The 17296-nt window shown below is 62.1% G+C and carries 13 protein-coding genes; 6 read left to right on the forward strand and 7 right to left on the reverse strand.

Features of this window, described 5'->3' with window-relative positions; genetic code table 11:
• Nucleotides 1-2: 2 nt before the first annotated feature.
• Nucleotides 3-233 carry a Trm112 family protein gene (locus VL130_RS03395; protein ID WP_325361211.1) on the forward strand — a complete coding sequence of 77 codons (231 nt, stop codon included), beginning with the start codon at nucleotides 3-5 and terminating at the stop codon, nucleotides 231-233.
• On the opposite strand, the gene VL130_RS03400 is transcribed toward VL130_RS03395, so the two are convergent.
• The gene (locus tag VL130_RS03400) at nucleotides 223-2508 is read right to left on the reverse strand and encodes an alpha-L-rhamnosidase C-terminal domain-containing protein (RefSeq protein WP_325361213.1); all 2286 of its coding nucleotides are present in this window, start codon (nucleotides 2506-2508) and stop codon (nucleotides 223-225) included. The genes VL130_RS03395 and VL130_RS03400 overlap by 11 nt on opposite strands.
• Complete coding sequence (locus VL130_RS03405; RefSeq protein WP_325361215.1) at nucleotides 2505-3749, reverse strand: UbiH/UbiF/VisC/COQ6 family ubiquinone biosynthesis hydroxylase; 1245 nt, start codon at nucleotides 3747-3749, stop codon at nucleotides 2505-2507. Before VL130_RS03405 ends, VL130_RS03400 begins: the two co-directional genes overlap by 4 nt.
• A gap of 269 nt (nucleotides 3750-4018) precedes the next feature.
• Here VL130_RS03405 and VL130_RS03410 point away from each other — a divergent pair, with 269 nt between their 5' ends.
• The 4 genes from VL130_RS03410 to VL130_RS03425 all read left to right on the forward strand — a co-directional run bounded on the left by VL130_RS03410 (nucleotide 4019) and on the right by VL130_RS03425 (nucleotide 8747).
• Nucleotides 4019-6469: a DNA translocase FtsK gene (locus VL130_RS03410; protein WP_325361217.1), complete on the forward strand. Its 2451-nt coding sequence runs from the start codon at nucleotides 4019-4021 to the stop codon at nucleotides 6467-6469.
• A gap of 159 nt (nucleotides 6470-6628) precedes the next feature.
• Nucleotides 6629-7654, forward strand: a complete 1026-nt coding sequence (locus VL130_RS03415; protein WP_325361222.1) for a hypothetical protein — start codon at nucleotides 6629-6631, stop codon at nucleotides 7652-7654.
• A gap of 105 nt (nucleotides 7655-7759) precedes the next feature.
• On the forward strand, nucleotides 7760-8239 hold the full coding sequence (locus VL130_RS03420) for a YbjN domain-containing protein (RefSeq protein WP_325361225.1): 480 nt from the start codon (nucleotides 7760-7762) through the stop codon (nucleotides 8237-8239).
• 46 nt (nucleotides 8240-8285) lie between these two features.
• Nucleotides 8286-8747, forward strand: a complete 462-nt coding sequence (locus VL130_RS03425; RefSeq protein WP_325361227.1) for a hypothetical protein — start codon at nucleotides 8286-8288, stop codon at nucleotides 8745-8747.
• 3 nt (nucleotides 8748-8750) lie between these two features.
• On the opposite strand, the gene VL130_RS03430 is transcribed toward VL130_RS03425, so the two are convergent.
• From VL130_RS03430 to VL130_RS03445, 4 genes are all read right to left on the reverse strand, one after another.
• Nucleotides 8751-9266, reverse strand: coding sequence for a hypothetical protein (locus VL130_RS03430; RefSeq protein ID WP_325361229.1), 516 nt, complete (start codon nucleotides 9264-9266; stop codon nucleotides 8751-8753).
• A 56-nt stretch (nucleotides 9267-9322) separates the two neighbouring features.
• Nucleotides 9323-10675: a HAMP domain-containing sensor histidine kinase gene (locus tag VL130_RS03435; RefSeq protein WP_325361231.1), complete on the reverse strand. Its 1353-nt coding sequence runs from the start codon at nucleotides 10673-10675 to the stop codon at nucleotides 9323-9325.
• A complete protein-coding gene (locus VL130_RS03440; RefSeq protein WP_325361233.1) occupies nucleotides 10672-11385 on the reverse strand; it encodes a response regulator transcription factor in 714 nt (237 codons plus the stop codon). Before VL130_RS03440 ends, VL130_RS03435 begins: the two co-directional genes overlap by 4 nt.
• 66 nt (nucleotides 11386-11451) lie before the next feature.
• Nucleotides 11452-12534 carry a hypothetical protein gene (locus VL130_RS03445; RefSeq protein ID WP_325361235.1) on the reverse strand — a complete coding sequence of 361 codons (1083 nt, stop codon included), beginning with the start codon at nucleotides 12532-12534 and terminating at the stop codon, nucleotides 11452-11454.
• Between the two features lie 177 nt (nucleotides 12535-12711).
• Here VL130_RS03445 and VL130_RS03450 point away from each other — a divergent pair, with 177 nt between their 5' ends.
• Nucleotides 12712-15561 (forward strand): CHAT domain-containing tetratricopeptide repeat protein, encoded by a 2850-nt coding sequence (locus tag VL130_RS03450; RefSeq protein WP_325361237.1) that lies wholly within the window; start codon nucleotides 12712-12714, stop codon nucleotides 15559-15561.
• 10 nt (nucleotides 15562-15571) lie between these two features.
• On the opposite strand, the gene VL130_RS03455 is transcribed toward VL130_RS03450, so the two are convergent.
• Entirely contained in the window at nucleotides 15572-17296 is a 1725-nt protein-coding gene (locus tag VL130_RS03455; protein ID WP_325361239.1) for a ShlB/FhaC/HecB family hemolysin secretion/activation protein, read from the reverse strand.

Raw genomic sequence — 17296 nt, forward strand, 5'->3', positions numbered from 1 at the left:
CCATGACCGATATCGAAACCTACGCCAAAAACGAGCCTCTGAAGGCCGAGCTGGAAGTCGATCCGCGCCTGCTGGAAGCTCTGGTCTGCCCGGTGACGCGCCGCCCCCTGACCTATGATAAGCTAGCTCAGGAACTGATCAGCCCGACCGCCGGCCTGGCCTATCCGATCCGCTCCGGCGTACCGATCATGCTGGTCGATCAGGCGCGCAAGTTCGATCCGGTCAAAGCTTGAGACGGTTCTTGCCAGCTTTCAGCGACCAGGTCTTGCCTTTCCAAACAAATTCGCCGGGCAGACCCGACGGCATATCGATCTCGGTCGTCAGGCCGGACTTCGTTTGGATATAGTTCACACGTACTGGCCCGTATGGCGTCTCCACCGTAGCGGACAAATCTTTCAGATCGCCGAGATGCGGCGCTATCCGCACCCCTGCATAACCAGGCGCCGCCGATTGCACGCCGGCGACAATGGCGAGCAGGTCGGCGGTGGGATGCGCGCTCCAGGCGTGGCTGTCCGAGCGGTCTTCCAGCTTCGCTTCCGGCCAGGTCGAGAAACGCAGCGGCAGCAGGTCGCGCCAGGTCTGCAGCAGATCAAGGTAACGGTCGCTCAGACCGGCATGTTCATAAGCCCGCACCAGATACCATGAGAAATAATAGCTGACGGGGATGAGATCGCCGGCTGGTTCGATACCGCGTCCTGTGATTCGTGTCAGGATATCGATCTGCTGATCCGCCGGTGCCACATCGTAAAGCACAGCCAAAGCATTGGTATGCTGCGAAAACAGCGTCTTCGACGGATCGTCGGCATAGAGCTGGCGTTGCGCATCCCAGCATCTGGCCTGAAGGCCCGCCTTGATTGTTTCGGCCAGGGCTGCGTCTTCATCGCCCAGCCTCACATTACCAAGAGCGTGTTCCAGATCAGCGGCCTGTTGCAGGGCGCCGAGATAGATCAGCGAGGTCAGGCAGGATTCTTCATTGTCATCGAAGCTCGGAAAGGCGTCGCGGTCCTTGCCCACCCAATCAACAAAGTTCCAGGTCGGATTTTTGCCGAGCAGGCCATCGGCGTGGAGATAAGGCCGGAACCAGGCCAGCACTTCGCGGGCGCGCGGCAGGTTGCGCGAAATGATCGTCGTATCCGGCTGGTTCATCCAGTAATCGTGCATCATGCCGAGCCACAACAGCGAGAAAGGCGCAATCGGATTATGACCGCGGCTGGGATAGGCCCCTTCGGTCAGGCCGCCCTCGGTATTCGACCAGCCAAAGGCGTCGATGGCGTTATCCGCCAGTCGCTTGTCGCCTGAAACGGCATAGGAGATCAGCATCTGGATGCGGGTGTCGCCGACATACTGCAACTGCTCCCAATAGGCCGAGTCCATGTAGGTTTCGTGGGCATCCAGCCGTGCCGTACGCCAGCCGATAGTCCAGATGTCATTAAGCACCGGATCGCTGGATTTGAACCGGCCGACGGTTTCAAATGGATAGCCGGTCTCAAAGGTCTTGAAGCCTTCTAGGGTCAGGGGCTGGTTCTGCGTTTCGATATCCAGTTGCAGGAAGCGCCAGACGCGCCAGTGCAGCGACTCGAACGTGGTGGGTTCACCTCCGGCGATAAAGGTGTCGGTCAGGCCGCGAATGACGCGGTCGCCGACCTCGTCCCGGATACCTTTCCGGCCGGCCTTGTCATACAACGCCTCGGCATAGGTCGCCTTAATAACCGCATCCTTACCGCCGGAAACGCGAAGCTGCGGATAGGCGGCCAACATGTTCTCGCGCCGGATCAGCAGGGTGACATGGCTATGAGCCGGAATGATCTGCGGCGCATCGGGAAAATGGCCTTCTCCACGCACCAGATGGCCGTTATCGGTCAGGGCATAGGTCATTTGCGGCAAGGGATCGGACGTTAACGCCCTGGGCTGCGATACTACCACCGACTCCCATCCGCTTACGGCTTGGCGGGCATCGATGGTTTCGGGTGCGCCGGCGACATAATAGCCCACCCAGTTTGGCGTATTAATCCGGGCCATGCTGGGATCGGCGTAACGTCGCTTATCAAGAGCGACCTGCCAATCCGGGCCACTGTTCAGTCCGGCAAAGGCGTCATCCTCGGTCTTGAGATAAAAGCCGGCGCCCGCCGATTGCTGCGAAAGTGGCCCGGTCTGTTTGCTCAGATCATCCTGGTTTGGAATAACGAAATCCCACACAGTAGCGCTGAGAGTATTCTGGCCCGGTTTCAGAAATGGTGCGATGTCGATGCGGGCATAACGCCAGTGCGCCAGGTCGCTGGTTGCCGGACCGGAAGCGGCTCGCCGGCCGTTGACATAGAGCAGGAAGCGATTATCGGCGCTGACATCGACCCACAGATGTGCCGGCGTTTTATCAAACGTGAGAGCCTTACGGAAATGCAGCACAACAGGCGCGGCGGACGATGCCGGAGATGTGATCCAGTCAGCCGCTTTCGCATGGGCAGACGTGGTCAATCCAGCCAGCAGCAAGATCAGCCAAAGCAGCCTCATACAAGCTCGCCCTTCAGCAGCTTCGGCAGGTCGCCCGTCGCCGCGCCAGCGTCTTCCATAACGAACTGGCGCAGGGCCGGCACCTTGTTGAACAGGCCGATGCCGACGCCGCGGACCGCGCGCAGCAAGGGGTTTCCGTTAGAGAACAGCCGCACAAACCCGTCCATGACCACGGAGGTCGAGACATTATCGAAGCGCCGCCACTTGGCATAACGCTCCAGCACCAGATCCGTGCCGATATCCTCGCCGAGGCGCGCCGCCTCGATCAGCACTTCGGCCAGGGCCGCCACATCTTTCAGGCCGAGATTCAGCCCCTGTCCGGCGATCGGGTGGATGCCGTGGGCAGAATCGCCCAACAGGGCCAACCGGCCCTTGTGCATCTCCTCGGCCAACCCCAGGCCTAACGGATAGATGAATTTCTCACCCACCACAGTCAGGTTTCCAAGGAATTCGCCGAAACGCCCGATCAGGTGATCATAAAACAGCTGGTCATCGACCTGCATCAGCGCCTTGGCTTTGGCGTGGGTTTCCGACCAGACAATGCAGGCCTTGTTGTCATTCAGCGGCAGGATGGCGAACGGGCCAGTCGGCAGGAAGTGCTCATAGGCGACGTGGTTATGCGGGCGCTCCATCTGCACCGTGCAGACGACCGCGCTCTGGTCGTAATCCCAGTTAATGTGCTTGATCCCGGCCTTTTCGCGCAGGGACGACCGGCGGCCTTCGGCGGAGACGACCAGCGGCGCGCGCAGGGTTTCACCCGTATCGAGATCGACCTCGGCGAAGCTGCCGCCTTCCCGGTTATCGATCACCGCGGCGGGGCTGATCAGGCGGATGCCCTGCCTGACGATTTCTTCGTAAAGCGCCTTGCGCACCTGACGGTTCTCGACCATGTAGCCCAGCGGTTCGTCGCCGGTGCGATCGGAAATTTCATCGGCCGCGAAATGCAGGAAAAAAGGCAGCGGCGCCGGCGCGGAAGCGCCCGGCAGGTGGCCGTCGGTGACGAAAATCTCGTCCATGCGGCAGGAGAGGGGTTCTAGCACATCGCCGACGCCAAGCGCCTTCCATTGGCGGAAACAGGCATAGGCTATGGCGGAGGCCCGGCCATCGAACGAGACATCAAGCATATCACCGAACGGCTGCCGCTCGACCAGAGCGACCTCCAGTCCTCCCGCTTTAAGGGCCAGGGCCAGGGTCATTCCGGCCATGCCGGCGCCGACGATTACGACATCATAGGTTTTCATGACGGCATCATAGCTTTACCGGCCAAAAGCGCAATGCGTTGCAATGACGCGCCGGGGTAAGAAAGTAAGAAGCCCCAACGCCACATCTCATCCGTCTAAGAAGACGGCCTCCCCGCTTGTCTGGGAGGGGGACCGCGAGCGAAGCGAAGAGATGGCGGGGGTTCTGACTTTTTCCATGTCGAAAGCAAACATCGTAAACCGCTATTAACCCTTTTCATGGCATCTGGTCAGGCTGAGACGTCCGTTAAAAAGCCGCGATACGAGTATCCATGTCCAGCCTGACCATGACCGTTTGGAACGCCTTCGACACCCACATGCGGGCCATGTGGCAATCGCCTTTGATGGCCCGTTTGCGTGGCGCCTTCACGGCTCTGGCGGGCTTCGCCGGCTTTGTCGCGCTGGCCACCTATCACGCTGAAGACGCCAGCCTGAATACCGCTGGTCATGGTGAAATCCATAATGCGCTTGGTTCCTTCGGCGCGATGATCGCCGATATTGGCAGCCAGTCGATCGGTCTGGCGGCCTGGCCCGCCGCCGCCCTGATGATCTATTTCGGCCTGCTGCGCACCTTCCATCCCGATCCCGACCAGACGCGCCTGAAACTGCGTATCCATGCCTTGTGGGCGACCCTGTTCGTGCTGTGCCTAAGCGCCGCCATCGCCCCGATTATGACGTCGGATGATCCGGTGCTCAGGCAGAGCATCGGTGGTTTCTGGGGATCAGGTATCCATAACCTGCTGAAATCCCTGTTCGATTTCATGCACCTGCCAGTCTCCGACATCATCGCTAGCGTAATCTATGCCGGCCTGGCCCTGCTGGGTTTCAACAAGGCGCTGAGCCTGAACATGGGCCATTACCTCCATCTGTCCAGCCTGCTTGGCGCCCTGACCCGCAAGGCCGTGGCCGCTGTCGGTGTTGGTCGCGTGACGACCGGCGTCAGCGATGCCGTCGTCACCAAAGTGAAACGCGCGCCGAAGGTCAAGGTTTCTGTCGATGAAGAGACGTTTGACGAGGCGCCCGCGCCCGACTTCGCGCCGCGCATTTCGCCGAATACGGCCAAGACCGGCGCCCTGCCGCCGTTCGAAGACGAAATGGCGCCCTACGAAGACCCCGATTTCGCCGGCTTAATTGAAACGCCGGTCATGGACGTGAAACCCATCAAGCCTTCGTCACGCGCCGAGGCTGAAAAGCAGCCGGTGTTCGATTTCCTGCGTCCCGGCAATTTCCGCCTGCCGGAACTGTCGATCCTGGCCAAGCCCAAGCCGCGCAACCATACCTTTGACGAAGATAGCTTGCGCCAAAACGCCCGGATGCTGGAAAGCGTGCTGGCCGAGTTCGGCGTCAAGGGGGTGATCGATCAAATTCGCCCCGGCCCCGTTGTTACCCTCTACGAACTGGCTCCGGCCGCTGGCGTCAAGGGCGCCCGTGTCGTTGCCCTGGCCGACGATATCGCGCGTAATATGTCGGCCCGTTCCTGCCGCGTTTCCATCGTGCAGGGCCGCAACGCCATCGGTATCGAACTGCCAAATCAGAAACGCGAAACCGTTTATCTGCGCGACCTGCTGGCCTCCAGCGAATTCGAACGCGCCGGCCATACCCTGCCGATGGCGCTGGGGGAATCGATCGGTGGCGAACCCTACATCACCGATCTTGCCAAGATGCCCCACCTGCTCATCGCCGGCACCACCGGTTCGGGTAAATCGGTCGGCGTGAACGCCATGATCCTGTCGATCCTCTATCGGCTGGACCCGGATCAGTGCAAGTTCATCATGATCGACCCGAAGATGCTGGAGCTGTCGGTCTATGACGGTATTCCGCACCTGCTGGCCCCCGTCGTCACCGATCCGAAAAAGGCCGTCGTGGCGCTCAAATGGACGGTCAAGGAGATGGAAGACCGCTATCGCCGCATGTCGAAGATCGGCGTGCGCAATGTCGCCAGCTTCAACGAACGCGCCCGCGCCACCGCCGCCGAGGGCAAGAATTTCGTCCGCAAGGTGCAGACCGGCTTCGACGAGACCGGCCAGCCAATCTACGAATTCGACGAAATGGTGCCCGAACCCATGCCCTATATCGTCGTCATCATCGACGAAGTAGCCGACCTGATGATGGTGGCCGGCAAGGATATCGAAGGCGCCGTGCAACGCCTGGCCCAGATGGCCCGCGCCGCCGGCATCCATCTGATCATGGCCACGCAGCGCCCGTCGGTCGACGTTATCACCGGCACCATCAAGGCCAACTTCCCGACCCGGATTTCCTTCCAGGTCACATCGAAAATCGACTCCCGCACCATCCTGGGTGAGCAAGGCGCCGAACAACTCCTCGGCCAGGGCGACATGCTCTATATGGCTGGCGGCGGCCGCATCACCCGCCTGCACGGTCCGTTTGTATCCGACGAGGAAGTCGAAGCCGTGGCGCAATATCTGCGCGACCAGGGCACGCCGAACTATCTCGAAGACGTCACCTATGGCGGCGACGAAGAGGGCGGCTCAGAAGGCGGTGCGGGCGAAGGCGGCGGCTCCGGCGACGACCTTTACGACAAGGCCGTCTACTTCGTCACCTTCGACCGCAAGGCCTCGACCTCCTACATCCAGCGCAAGTTGCAGATCGGTTATAACCGCGCTGCCTCGCTGATGGAAAAGATGGAAATGGAGGGCGTGGTCGGCCCCGCCAACCATGTCGGCAAGCGCGATATCCTCGTCGGCCCGCCTCCGGGGCATTAGGGGCAAGCCCCTAGAACCGGAATCGCGACAGCGTAGATTGCAAGCTCATAGTTTTAAGAACGTCCGCCGGGTAACTGGCGGGCGTTTCTTTTATGGCCATTTACAAGGTGATTCAATTATAATATAAATCAGATATAATAAAATTCATGAGGAAATCCGATGTCCAAAACCTTAAAAGCCATTGGCCTGGCGCTTGCCGCCCTGTGCGTCACCACGCCGGTCTGGTCGCAGACCTCCGCCTACCCAAAACCCGGCGCACCGGCCGATTCGACCAAGGCCTATCTCTTCGCCCACATGATGACCGGCGATTATGGCGTTCTCTACTATTCGGTCAGCCTCGATGGCCTGCACTGGACCTTTCTCAATTCCGGCAAACCGGTCTATCCGGCCTATCACGGCCACGCCTCCATCGCCCAGGGGCCGGACAACCGCTTCTATCTGGTCGGCAACAAGAGCGACGACGATCCCGCCATCCGCTTCTGGGTCTCCGATGACCTGATCCACTGGCAGCCCTATGGCGAATATACGCCTGACCTCTCCAAGGCGGTTGATCATCCGCTCCAGCGCATCGGCGCGCCCAAGCTGTTCTTCGACAAGCCCTCCGGCAATTTCATCCTGACCTGGCATACGCCCAATGTCCCCGGCACCCCCGAAGAGCCGGAAACCTACTGGGCCAGCCAGCGCACACTCTATGTTATGTCGCCCGATCTCAAGACCTTCGCCGCGCCGCCGAAGCGCCTGTTCAAATGGGAAATGGCGACCATCGATACGGTCATCCAGCCGAATCCCGAAGGCGGCTATTGCGCCATCCTGAAAGACGAGCGCTATCCGTCCTATAACTGGACGACCGGCAAGACCGTGCGCATCACCTGCGCGCCTTCGATCACCGGCCCTTACCCGGAACCTGGTCCTTCGCTCAGCCCGAACTTCCGTGAGGCGCCCACCATCATCCGCTCGTCAAATGGCGCCGACTGGTATCTCTATTACGAGCAATATGCCGGCACCAGTTACGGCATGTCGATGGGGCCACGCCTTGAGGGGCCGTGGTATCAGGTTTCCGGCAATTCCGGCGTGCCGGAATGGAACCGTTTCGAGATGACTCCGCGCGCCCGTCACGGTTCGATGATCGAAATCACCCGCGACGCATACGACAAACTGGTAAAGGCCTTCCCGGCATCTCAATGACAAATCCTGTCATGTTCGCGGATCAGGAATCCTAACAACGCTTGTAAGTGGCGGGGGCGGCGAACGTGCGCCATCCTGTGCCCCTGTTCAACGGGAGGCACCTTTATGAAAACCACTATCAAGACATCGCTGCTGCTGGCCGCCGCTATCGGCCTGACCTTCGCCACGCCTTTGCTCGCAAAGGATTACAATAACGGCGGCGTCACCGGCGATGAGATCGCCAATGACCTGAAAAGCATCGGTCACAAGGTATCGGTCGGCAAGGATTCGACCGGTGATCCGAAGGTTATGGCGTCCTTCGCCGTCGGCGACACCGACATCAATTATCAGGTCTATTTCTTCGGTTGCAAATCGGACCGCTGCAATGCGATCCAGTACCACGTTGCGTTCGATGGCGACATCAGCAAGGTGGACGAATGGAACAAGACGCGCCGTTTCGCCCGCGCCTATGCCAGCGATGCGACGACCATTCACCTGGAATATGATGTCGATGTCGAAAAAGGCGCCAACACCGTCGCCATTCAGAATTCGGCCGAACGTTTCAAGGCGGTGGTCGTCCAGGGCGTCACCTTTCTTGGCAAATAGGTCTTCGTCCGAGAGACGCGGCATCATCCCAAAGCGGGGAATATAAATGAAACTCGCAGGCTTTATTCTGGCTTCCGGACTGGCTGCCGGATTGGCATTCGCCGCCGGAAGCGGCGCGGCGCAAGCGCCAGAAACGGCAGCGCCAGAAACCTCAGCATCGGAAACCATGACAATCGAAAAGCTTGGCGAAATGCTCGCCATGAATACGGTTCTCAACGAAATCTGCAAGGAGGTGACGGAACCGAGCGTCTATTCGGCCATTCAGTCCGTCAATCATCTGCTGCTGGAGAAATCCGGGGCCAGCGCTGCCGAACTGACCGAGTATGACGCCGGCGCCGTTTCGGGCGCCGCCGTCATATGCGACGGCAAGGCCGAGTGCTGGCGCAGCATCACCAATCTGCCGGAAACCGCCATGGCCTCGGAAGGGGCCAATGTCTGCATGCAGATGCTGACGGAGAGCACCAGCCGGACGACAGAAGGCCTGAAACAGCTTCTGGCGAAGGAATAGGCTCTAATTAGTGATCAGATAAAATCGCGTGGGCCGGTCAGCGGCGTTCTCAACCTCGATACGGAACAGGCCGGTCCACAGCGGCACCCATGTACAGCTTATCCTTTTCGATACACGCGACTGGCGGCACGCCGGCGCGCCGTCGTCGTCGAGGACGGACAGTTGCAGGTTTTCGCCACCCGGCGAGACCACGGCGATATTGGCCTTCTCACCGGCGTTGAAGCTCTGGTGCGTGGCGAAGCGCCCCATCGCCGCGACATCGCGGGCGCTGTAGGCTGGTCCCAGCGTCCGCCCGCGCGATACGGTTGTGCGGATATCAGCGCCAAGGCCGACGGCCGCCTTACGCCAATAGGCGGCGATATCTTCACCGGCTTCAGGATGCGCGCCCAGGCTGTCGAGGCGTTCGGCGGCCCGCAGCAGGGCGGGGCCGTCGTGATCGGCCTCCGCCTGTAATCCCGCGCTCAGGGCCTCGGCCACCAGATCGGCGGGACGCGGCGACGCCTGTGCTGCCAAAGCCATGGGCAGGCCCATCAGCGATAAGACTAAAACCGTCCGCAGATGAACTTTCACGCGTCTCATACCTCTTTTGCCGACACAATGAACCGCGCCCCTTTCCGGGGGGCGTCCGGCTGGGTGTCTTCAATCCGAACGGTGAGATCATGCCTTGCCGCGATGGCGCTGACAAGGGCCAGCCCCAGGCCGTGGCCGGGTTGGCCGCTGGCGCTGCGATGGAAGCGCTGGAATACCAGGTCGCGTTCGTCTTCCGGAATACCGTCGCCGTGATCTTCCACCGTGATGACCGGGCCGGGGGCCAGTGTGAAGCGGACAAAGCCGCCGTCACCGCCGTATTTGAAGGCGTTGTCGAGCAGGTTGACCATGAGCCGCGACATCTGCATGACGTCGCCATGTTGGCACACATTATCGGCGATCCGGCTTTCCAGGGTGATGCCGGCCTCTTCGGCGCTGGCCTGATAGAGGTCCATCAGGCTGCGGGCGGCGACAGACAGGTTGATAGAGTGCAGGCTGGCGGCGTCGCCGCGCCGGGCCTTGGCCGAGGCGATATCGAGCAGGGCATCAAACAGGCGCAGAATGCCCTTGATATGGCTGCGGCTTTTTTCCAGCTCGTCGGCCATGCCGGGGTCTTCGGCATTCTGCTGCGCCGTCATCAGGCTGGCGTCGAGCCGCATGAGGGGGGTGCGCGTCTCGTGGGCGATGTTTTCGGTGACGTCGCGCTGGGCCGTGATCAAGGCTTCGAGCCGCTCAAGCATGGTGTTGACGTTGCCGGCCAGGTGATCCAGTTCGTTGCCCGGATCGCTGACCGGAATCCGCGCCGACAACTGGCCATTCTGCACATTGCCGAAGACCGTATTGATCGCCATGACGCGCCGCTTCAGTCCGCCGGCGGCCATCAGCCCGACCCAGAAGGCGGATACGGCAATCAGGCACAGGGCGAGGGTGAAGGTCAGGGCCACCGTGTTCAGCGCGGCGTCGCGGGTGGCCACTGAGCGGCCCGTCACCAGGGTCAGTCCGTTTTTCAGCCGGGTGGCGCGCGCCAGTATGTGCTCGCCTGACGGCAGGGTAAGGGTGCCCACGCCGGAATGGCCGGCATCGAGCGCGGGCAGGCGGGCGATATTGCCGCTTAAGGCACGGCCGTCCGGACCAGCCAGCAGATAGTAGGGCATCTCGGCGGCCCGCGGCATCAGGCTCAGGCGGTCATCCAGCCGCCTGATGAGTCCACCCTGGCCCTCGGCGGCGTAGATATCGACCAGCCCGGCCATGTCGGTATCGATTGTGGTGACAAGACTGGCACGGCTCTGGGTGGCGAGCAGCGCGTAGACAAGCGCGAACATGACGGCGCAGATGGCGAGGGTGGCGCCGGCTACCCTGAACATCACGGCGAATCCGATGGAGCGCAGAAGCGGGATCACGCCGGTTCCTGGCCATCGGGGCGGCGCATGGCGGCATTGAGGCGGTAGCCGGCGCCGCGCACCGTCTCCAGTACGGGAGTCTCGAACCCGTCCTCAAGCTGGCGGCGCAGGCGGCCCATATTGACGTCGATCACATTGGTCTGCGGGTCGAAGCTGAGGTTCCACACCCGTTGCAGCAGCATGTTGCGCGTCACCACCTCGCCGGAGTTTTCCATGAGGAATTTGAGAATCTCGAACTCCTTCGGACTGAGGGCGAGGTGTCGGCCCTGGCGGTGGACCGTGCGGGCCTTTACGTGCAGTTCGAGATCGCCATACAGCATCACCGCGCTATGGACCTTATGGGCGGCGCGGCGATGCAGGGCGCGGATGCGGGCGATCAGTTCGCCTGGCTCGAACGGTTTTCCGAGATAGTCGTCGGCGCCGTGTTCCAGGCCTTCGATCCGGTCCTCGCTGCGTGACAGGGCCGAAAGCATCAGCACCGGGGTTTCGATACCGGCGCTGCGCAGGCGGCTGATAATATCCATGCCGCTGAGATCGGGCAGCATGCGGTCGAGGATGATGACGTCATAAATACCGGCCCCGGCCTGGCTGAGACCGCTGAGGCCGGTTTCGCACCAGCTTACGGTCTGGCCGTCGCCGATCAGGACGTCCATGATGATCGACGCGGTGTCGCGTTCGTCCTCGACCAGCAAAACCGACACATGACTCATCGCCTCTACGCTCCCTTTGCGCCCAAGTCTGACATTATACCCGCCGCAAGGAAAGGGCCAAGCGGCTTAAAGCCCGGCCTTGATCCGGGCGACAGCCGCAGCGGACACGCCTTTCAGCGCGCCGGTGACATCGGCCTGCCAGACGTCGGGATCGACCACGATATCGTAGGATTTAGTCTTGCTCATGCCGACCCCGCCGAGAAGGCTGATGGCGTTACCGATGGCTTGGCCGGTTTTCTGGCCGGATGTCTGGTTATCCGCCATGTCGGTGATGGCTTCGCTGTCGATCATCAGCGGCGACTGGAGTTCGAGGCGCATACGGCTTTGCGGATCGATCATGGTCGCCTTGGCGTTCGGCGTGATCAGAAACACCTGCGTGGCGACGGGGCGAATGAGCAGGCCGGCCTCGCCCTTGGTTTTGGCGTTGCGGGCGAAGGCGCGCAGGCCCCGGCGATCGCTGGCCGAAAGGGTGGCGAAATCAACGACGGCGCGAAAGCCGATCACGGCCGCGCCCGACTGGCTCATCAGGTCCGCTTCCTTGCGAACGATCGAGGCGTTGCCGATCGCCGTCATCGAACCGCCGCCGGCCAGGTCCGGCAGCATGGTCGGCAGGTAGTAAAAGTTCATGCCGGTGGGGGCGTAGAAGGCGGAGGTGACCGAATTCATGCCCTTGACGATCTCGCCGGAGGGTTTGGCGGCAGCCATGATCTCGCTGTAGGCGCTGTAGGTTTTCGCTTCTTCCGGGCTGACCACTTCAAGGCCGGCCGTCTTGAGATCGGTGACAAAGCTCTGATAGACCTCATCGGTAATGGCCTGCATCTGGGCCGGCGTCGGCCCCTTCAGGCGCATGGCCATTTTCGCGTGCGCCCCGCCGGCGCCCGTCGCGCCAACCTGGGACGCCGTGACGAACTGCACCTGGAAGAAGGGCATGATGACCTTTTTCACCCCCTTTGCGCCGTCGGGCTGGTTGACCCAGAACAGGCTGCCGCCCTCACCGGCATGATCGGCCTGCGGATCGAAGGCGACCGGCGCGAGGATTTTCGCGGTCTTTTCGCCACCGAGGGCGAAGGCCGGCTGGGTCAAGGCACCTGTCAGGCAGGCGGCGCTCAGGGCCAGGACGGCGAAGGTGGGTTTGCTGGAATGGATCATGACGCGTTCCCCTTGGATTATGCCGCATACGATGGCGGCAATGGCGGGGCGGCACAATTAACAAAGACTGTCAGGTGTGGAGGAGAGGCCACATGACGGCCTTTGTCATGTTCGCGGGGCCTTCCCATGCGGCGGATTACCGTCTAGCTTCGCAGAACGCTGATACGGGGAGGGGAAATGACACGCAAACTTAAGGGGGCCATGTTGGCCTCGGCGATGCTGCTGATGCCGGTCATGGCGGCGGCGAGCACGTCATTACACGATCGTCTTCAGGCCGCCTATGTGGCCGACCCGTCGCCGGTTTACCTGCCCGAAGGACAGGCTCAACTCAAGGCGCTTTATGACGAAGCCCTGCGCACGAAAGGCCTGCCGCCGGAGGACACAGTGCGCGCCATGCTGCTCTATGCCGTGGCGGTCAATGAGAAGGGCGATGCCGAGGCGGGACTGGGCCTGGCGACGGACGCAGAAGCCCTGCTGCGGAAAACCGGTCGCGCCGACAGCGATCTGATGGGCGAGGTGCTGCGTGATAAAAGCGTCTACCAGACCCTGAGCGGGCAGGTTGAGGCCGCCCTTGAAACACAGACCGCCGCCCTGGTTCTGACCCGAAAATATAACGGCGACGACAGCCCGGAGGCGGGAAAGCTGATGTGTTCGATGGCCTATGCCTATGGCCTGCTGGGGCGGCTGGGTGATGCCCTGGCCTATTACGACGATGGGCTGAAACGCATGAGCAGCGATCATGACGCCGACGGCAAATATACCGATCCGGGCAGCTACGCCGCCAATCTGGGCAACTATGCCGGTCAGTTGCGGCTGGCGGGGAATCCGGAAAAATCTCTGACCTACAGCCGCGAGGCCCTGCGCGTCGCCTACCAGATGCCCGAAGGGGATCGCGGCGTCAGTTGGGGGATGATGAATGTCGCTTCCAGCCTGCTGAACATGGGGCGGTATGCCGAGGCGGAAAGCCTGTACCGCGAGGCGCTCGATTTTTCGGTCAAATACAGCGGTAAGGTCTCCTACGAGACGGGCAGCTACAGCTATAATTTGGCCCGCGCCCTGATCCGTCAGGGCAAGACGGAAGAGGGTGAAGCCCTGCTGCAAAACGCCCTGGACATCTTCCGGCAGGTCAAGATCGGCTCCAGCCCTTACCTTTCGGGCACGACGCTGAATATCCTCGGCCAACTGGCCTACGAGCAGGGCGACACGGTAAAAGCTGAAACCTACCTCAATGAAAGCTTCACGGTTCTGTCGGCCTTAGGCAAACGCGGCGAGGCGCAGAAAGCGACAGTCCAGGCGGATTTGGCGCTTGTTTTTCTGGCCAAAAAAGACTGGGCGGCGGCGCTAGCTCAGGTCGATCAGGCCCTTGTCTATTATCAGCGGGAAAAACCGGCCTATGAAAAGGGGCGGGTCAGTGCCGAAACCTTACGGGCGTTGATCCTGTCACGCATGGGGCGCCACGATGACGCCCTGACGGAGGCCACGCGGACGGCGGCGGTGATGCGCGCCCGGCTCAGCGAGGCCGGTGTCAGCAAAAGCGATCAGAGCGACACCGCCCGCAGCTATGGCCTCGGCTTTACGCGTATCGCCGATATCGCCCTGTCGGCGGGCAAGCCTGAACAGGCGTTCGAGGCGGCGCAACTGGCGGCCTTCTCCGAAATCGCCGCGACCTCGCAGGCGGTGGCGGCCGGCGCGGCTCTCTCCGATCCGCAGACGACGGCCCTGATGCAGGACCTCACCGCCTTGCAGGAAAAACGGCAGCAGCTCGATCGCGCACGCTCCTTCGCCCTTGGCAAATCAGAGAGCGAAGTAACGCGCCTGGGCGGCGAGATCGCCACGGCGGATGCCGGGCTGGAGGCCTTGCGCGCGAGGCTGGCGGACATCTTCCCGCAATATGCCCGCCTGAGCCAGCCCCAGCCCGTCACAATCGCGGCTGCCGGCGGCGCACTGGCGAAAGGGCAGGCTGTGGTGATGCCGCTGACCAGCGACGACCGCACGCTTAGTCTGGTGCTTACGGTTGCAGGCCTGACCTGGGAGGAAAACCCGCTTGGCCGCACCAGGGTCAATAAGGATGTCCGCCTGATCCGTGAGTCGGTCGATGCCGATCCCTCCGCGTCCGGTACGCTGGGCTTCAATCGCGCCCCGGCCTATGAACTGGGACGCGCCCTGTTTTCGCAAAAGACGCTCGACCGGCTGAAATCGGCAAAGGAGGTGCAGATCTTAGGCGCCGGACCGGTCATGAGCCTGCCGTTCGGCCTGTTGCTGACCAAAGCCCCACAGGGGCGTGACGACGATCCGGCGGCCCTGCGTGACAGCGACTGGCTGATCAGGGCCTTTGCGATTTCGGTCAGGTCCACGCTTGCCGCTGATCCCGGACCGGCCAAAAAGATAAGGACAGGTGGTTTCGCCGGCATCGGCGCGCCCGTGCAAGCCGTGGGGGATGACGGGCAAAAGGCGTGGCCGGCCCTGCCGCAGTCGGTGGTCGAGCTTGAGGCCATCAATGCCGCCCTCAGCCTGCCCGGCAGCACCCTGATCACCGGGGCGCAGGCCACCAAGGCCAATCTGAAATCCGCCGGTCTGGATCGTTATTCGGTCATCGCCTTCGCTACGCACGGACTGGTCAGCGGGGACCTGCAAACCCTGCGCGAACCGGCATTGGTCATGACGGCATCGGGCGATGACGATGGCCTGCTGACGGCCTCGGAAATTGCCGGGCTACGCCTGAAGGCGCAGTGGGTCATCCTGTCGGCCTGCAATACCGGCAGCGCGCGCGAAGCCGGCGGCGCGGGCTATTCCGGGCTGGCCAGGGCCTTCCGCCAGGCGGGGGCGCGCAATGTGCTGGTGTCCTTATGGCCGGTACGCGATGACGTGGCGTCGAAGCTGAGCGTGGCGACCGTCCGGAACTATACGAAGGGCCAGACCCAGGCGCAGGCCTTGCGAACGGCGACGCTCGCCATGATCAATGATCGCGGCGCGCCGAACGCGGGAAATCCCGTGGTATGGGCGGCTTTCTCGTTGGTTTCACCGTAACGGCACGTGGCTAAAATACCAGTTGCAGGCGCGTATGGGCGGTGATGTCTCCGGGGCGGACCGGACCGTTAGGGGCCAGGGCCGCGGCGGCGTCGATCTTGAGCGCGACGTGAGAAATCAGGCGGATATTGGCGCCGATGCCGGCGGAAGCCAGATCGGTATCGCTGCGGGCAAAGTTATCCCGGCCATAGCCGAGGTCGGCGAAGGCGTAAGGATCGATGGAGCCGTTGCCCCAGATTTTGCCACTTATATGCAGTTCGTTGCGCAGGATCAGGGCTGTATCAACCGCGCCGCTGTCGAGGTTGTAGCCGCGCACAAGATAGGCGCCGCCTAAACCGGCCTGTTCGGTGCGCGGCAGGGCCACCGGCGTGAACTGGCCGAAGACCTGCGTCTTCAGGTCGAGATTATCCGCCAGGGCGGTCGTGCGGTTATAGCTGCCGGTCAGGTAGCTGTAGGTCGCGCCGGGCAGGCGGCCTTGCGAATAGAGGGACATCTGTTCGGCGCTGTTGCCGTCGCTGACGCCGCCGGGACTCATGTGCAGGGCCAGATCCCAGTTCGCGGCGCCGGCGGCATCCGAAGCCGCATGGTGCAGTCCGGCATAGAATTGATACACGTCCACCGAAACGTCATAGACATTGATGCCGCTGAAATAAGTCGTGCCGGTCTGGTGGCGCGCCTCGATTCCGAACCGCGCGTCGGTGACGCCGCGATCACCGTATAGCCGCGACAGGGCCGCCCGGTAACCGAAGCTGGCCTCGGTCGCCTTGAGGCGCACCGTGAACGGGTCCGAGGTCTGATATGTGGTAACCGTATCAGCCGTCGCCTCGAACAGGCCGCGCCGCCCGACAGGGAGAGCGTAGTTCAGGGCTACGCTTTGATAATGCGGGTCTGTTTCCCCGGCCAGGGCGTCGCGCGAGGCCGTCGCCTGCACCGACAATACGCTGTCATGGCCCAGCAAACCGCCGGCCGCGCCGCCGATGAAGTAACGGTCGAAGCTGGTCGAGGGCGAGCCATCATTGCTGTAGCCGCCATAGGCCTGCCACGGTTTCGTTTTGCGCACGGTCAGCAGCATGTTGCTGGCGCCCAGATCCTGCCCCGGCGTGAAAGCGGCTTGTACCTGACGGAACGGATAGCGGTTCAGGCCGTCCAGGTCATAGGTCAGTTCGCGGGAATTGATCGCATCGCCCGATTTCAGGGCCACGCGCGACTGCACATAGGCGGCTTCGCGGTCCGAAGCGCCCTTTACCGAAATATCCCCGGCATGAAATTCGATCACCCGCACCTGAAGCCGGCCGCCGTCGATTTCCTGTTCCGGCGTCGACAGGGAGACAAACGGATAGTTCAGGTCACGGTAGTCCTGGGCGATGCCCGCTTCGATTTCGGCGATCAGCTTGCGCGACAGGGCTTGACCGAGGAAGGGTTGCAGGCGCGATCGGAGATCGGCCTGAACGGCGGCGGGTTGCAGGCGGTCCAGCCCCCCCACCGTGATCCCGGCGGTGGCATCGGTGTGGATGGCTTCGTCAGGCCCCAGCAGCACGATGGCTTGCAGGGCAGGCCCGATCGGTGTGGCGTCCTGGTCGTTCGGCACCGCATTGGGGGTGACCAGTGCTCTGGTCGTGACCTGCGGCGTTTCGGGCAGGTGGCGTTCGATGACCTGAGCGTGAGTCTGGACGGCGACAAGCAGCAAGGGGGACAGGCTGACGGAGGCCCGGTGAAGGTTTTTGATCAATGACAT

The organism is Asticcacaulis sp., from assembly GCF_035497195.1.
Classification (GTDB): Bacteria; Pseudomonadota; Alphaproteobacteria; order Caulobacterales; family Caulobacteraceae; genus Asticcacaulis.

Coding starts and splice junctions, on each gene's coding strand:
- VL130_RS03395 (WP_325361211.1), top strand. CDS start 3: ATGACCGATATCGAAACCTACGCCAAAAACGAGCCTCTGAAGGCCGAG.
- VL130_RS03400 (WP_325361213.1), bottom strand. CDS start 2,508: ATGAGGCTGCTTTGGCTGATCTTGCTGCTGGCTGGATTGACCACGTCT.
- VL130_RS03405 (WP_325361215.1), bottom strand. CDS start 3,749: ATGAAAACCTATGATGTCGTAATCGTCGGCGCCGGCATGGCCGGAATG.
- VL130_RS03410 (WP_325361217.1), top strand. CDS start 4,019: ATGTCCAGCCTGACCATGACCGTTTGGAACGCCTTCGACACCCACATG.
- VL130_RS03415 (WP_325361222.1), top strand. CDS start 6,629: ATGTCCAAAACCTTAAAAGCCATTGGCCTGGCGCTTGCCGCCCTGTGC.
- VL130_RS03420 (WP_325361225.1), top strand. CDS start 7,760: ATGAAAACCACTATCAAGACATCGCTGCTGCTGGCCGCCGCTATCGGC.
- VL130_RS03425 (WP_325361227.1), top strand. CDS start 8,286: ATGAAACTCGCAGGCTTTATTCTGGCTTCCGGACTGGCTGCCGGATTG.
- VL130_RS03430 (WP_325361229.1), bottom strand. CDS start 9,266: ATGGCTTTGGCAGCACAGGCGTCGCCGCGTCCCGCCGATCTGGTGGCC.
- VL130_RS03440 (WP_325361233.1), bottom strand. CDS start 11,385: ATGAGTCATGTGTCGGTTTTGCTGGTCGAGGACGAACGCGACACCGCG.
- VL130_RS03445 (WP_325361235.1), bottom strand. CDS start 12,534: ATGATCCATTCCAGCAAACCCACCTTCGCCGTCCTGGCCCTGAGCGCC.
- VL130_RS03450 (WP_325361237.1), top strand. CDS start 12,712: ATGACACGCAAACTTAAGGGGGCCATGTTGGCCTCGGCGATGCTGCTG.
- VL130_RS03455 (WP_325361239.1), bottom strand. CDS start 17,296: ATGTCATTGATCAAAAACCTTCACCGGGCCTCCGTCAGCCTGTCCCCC.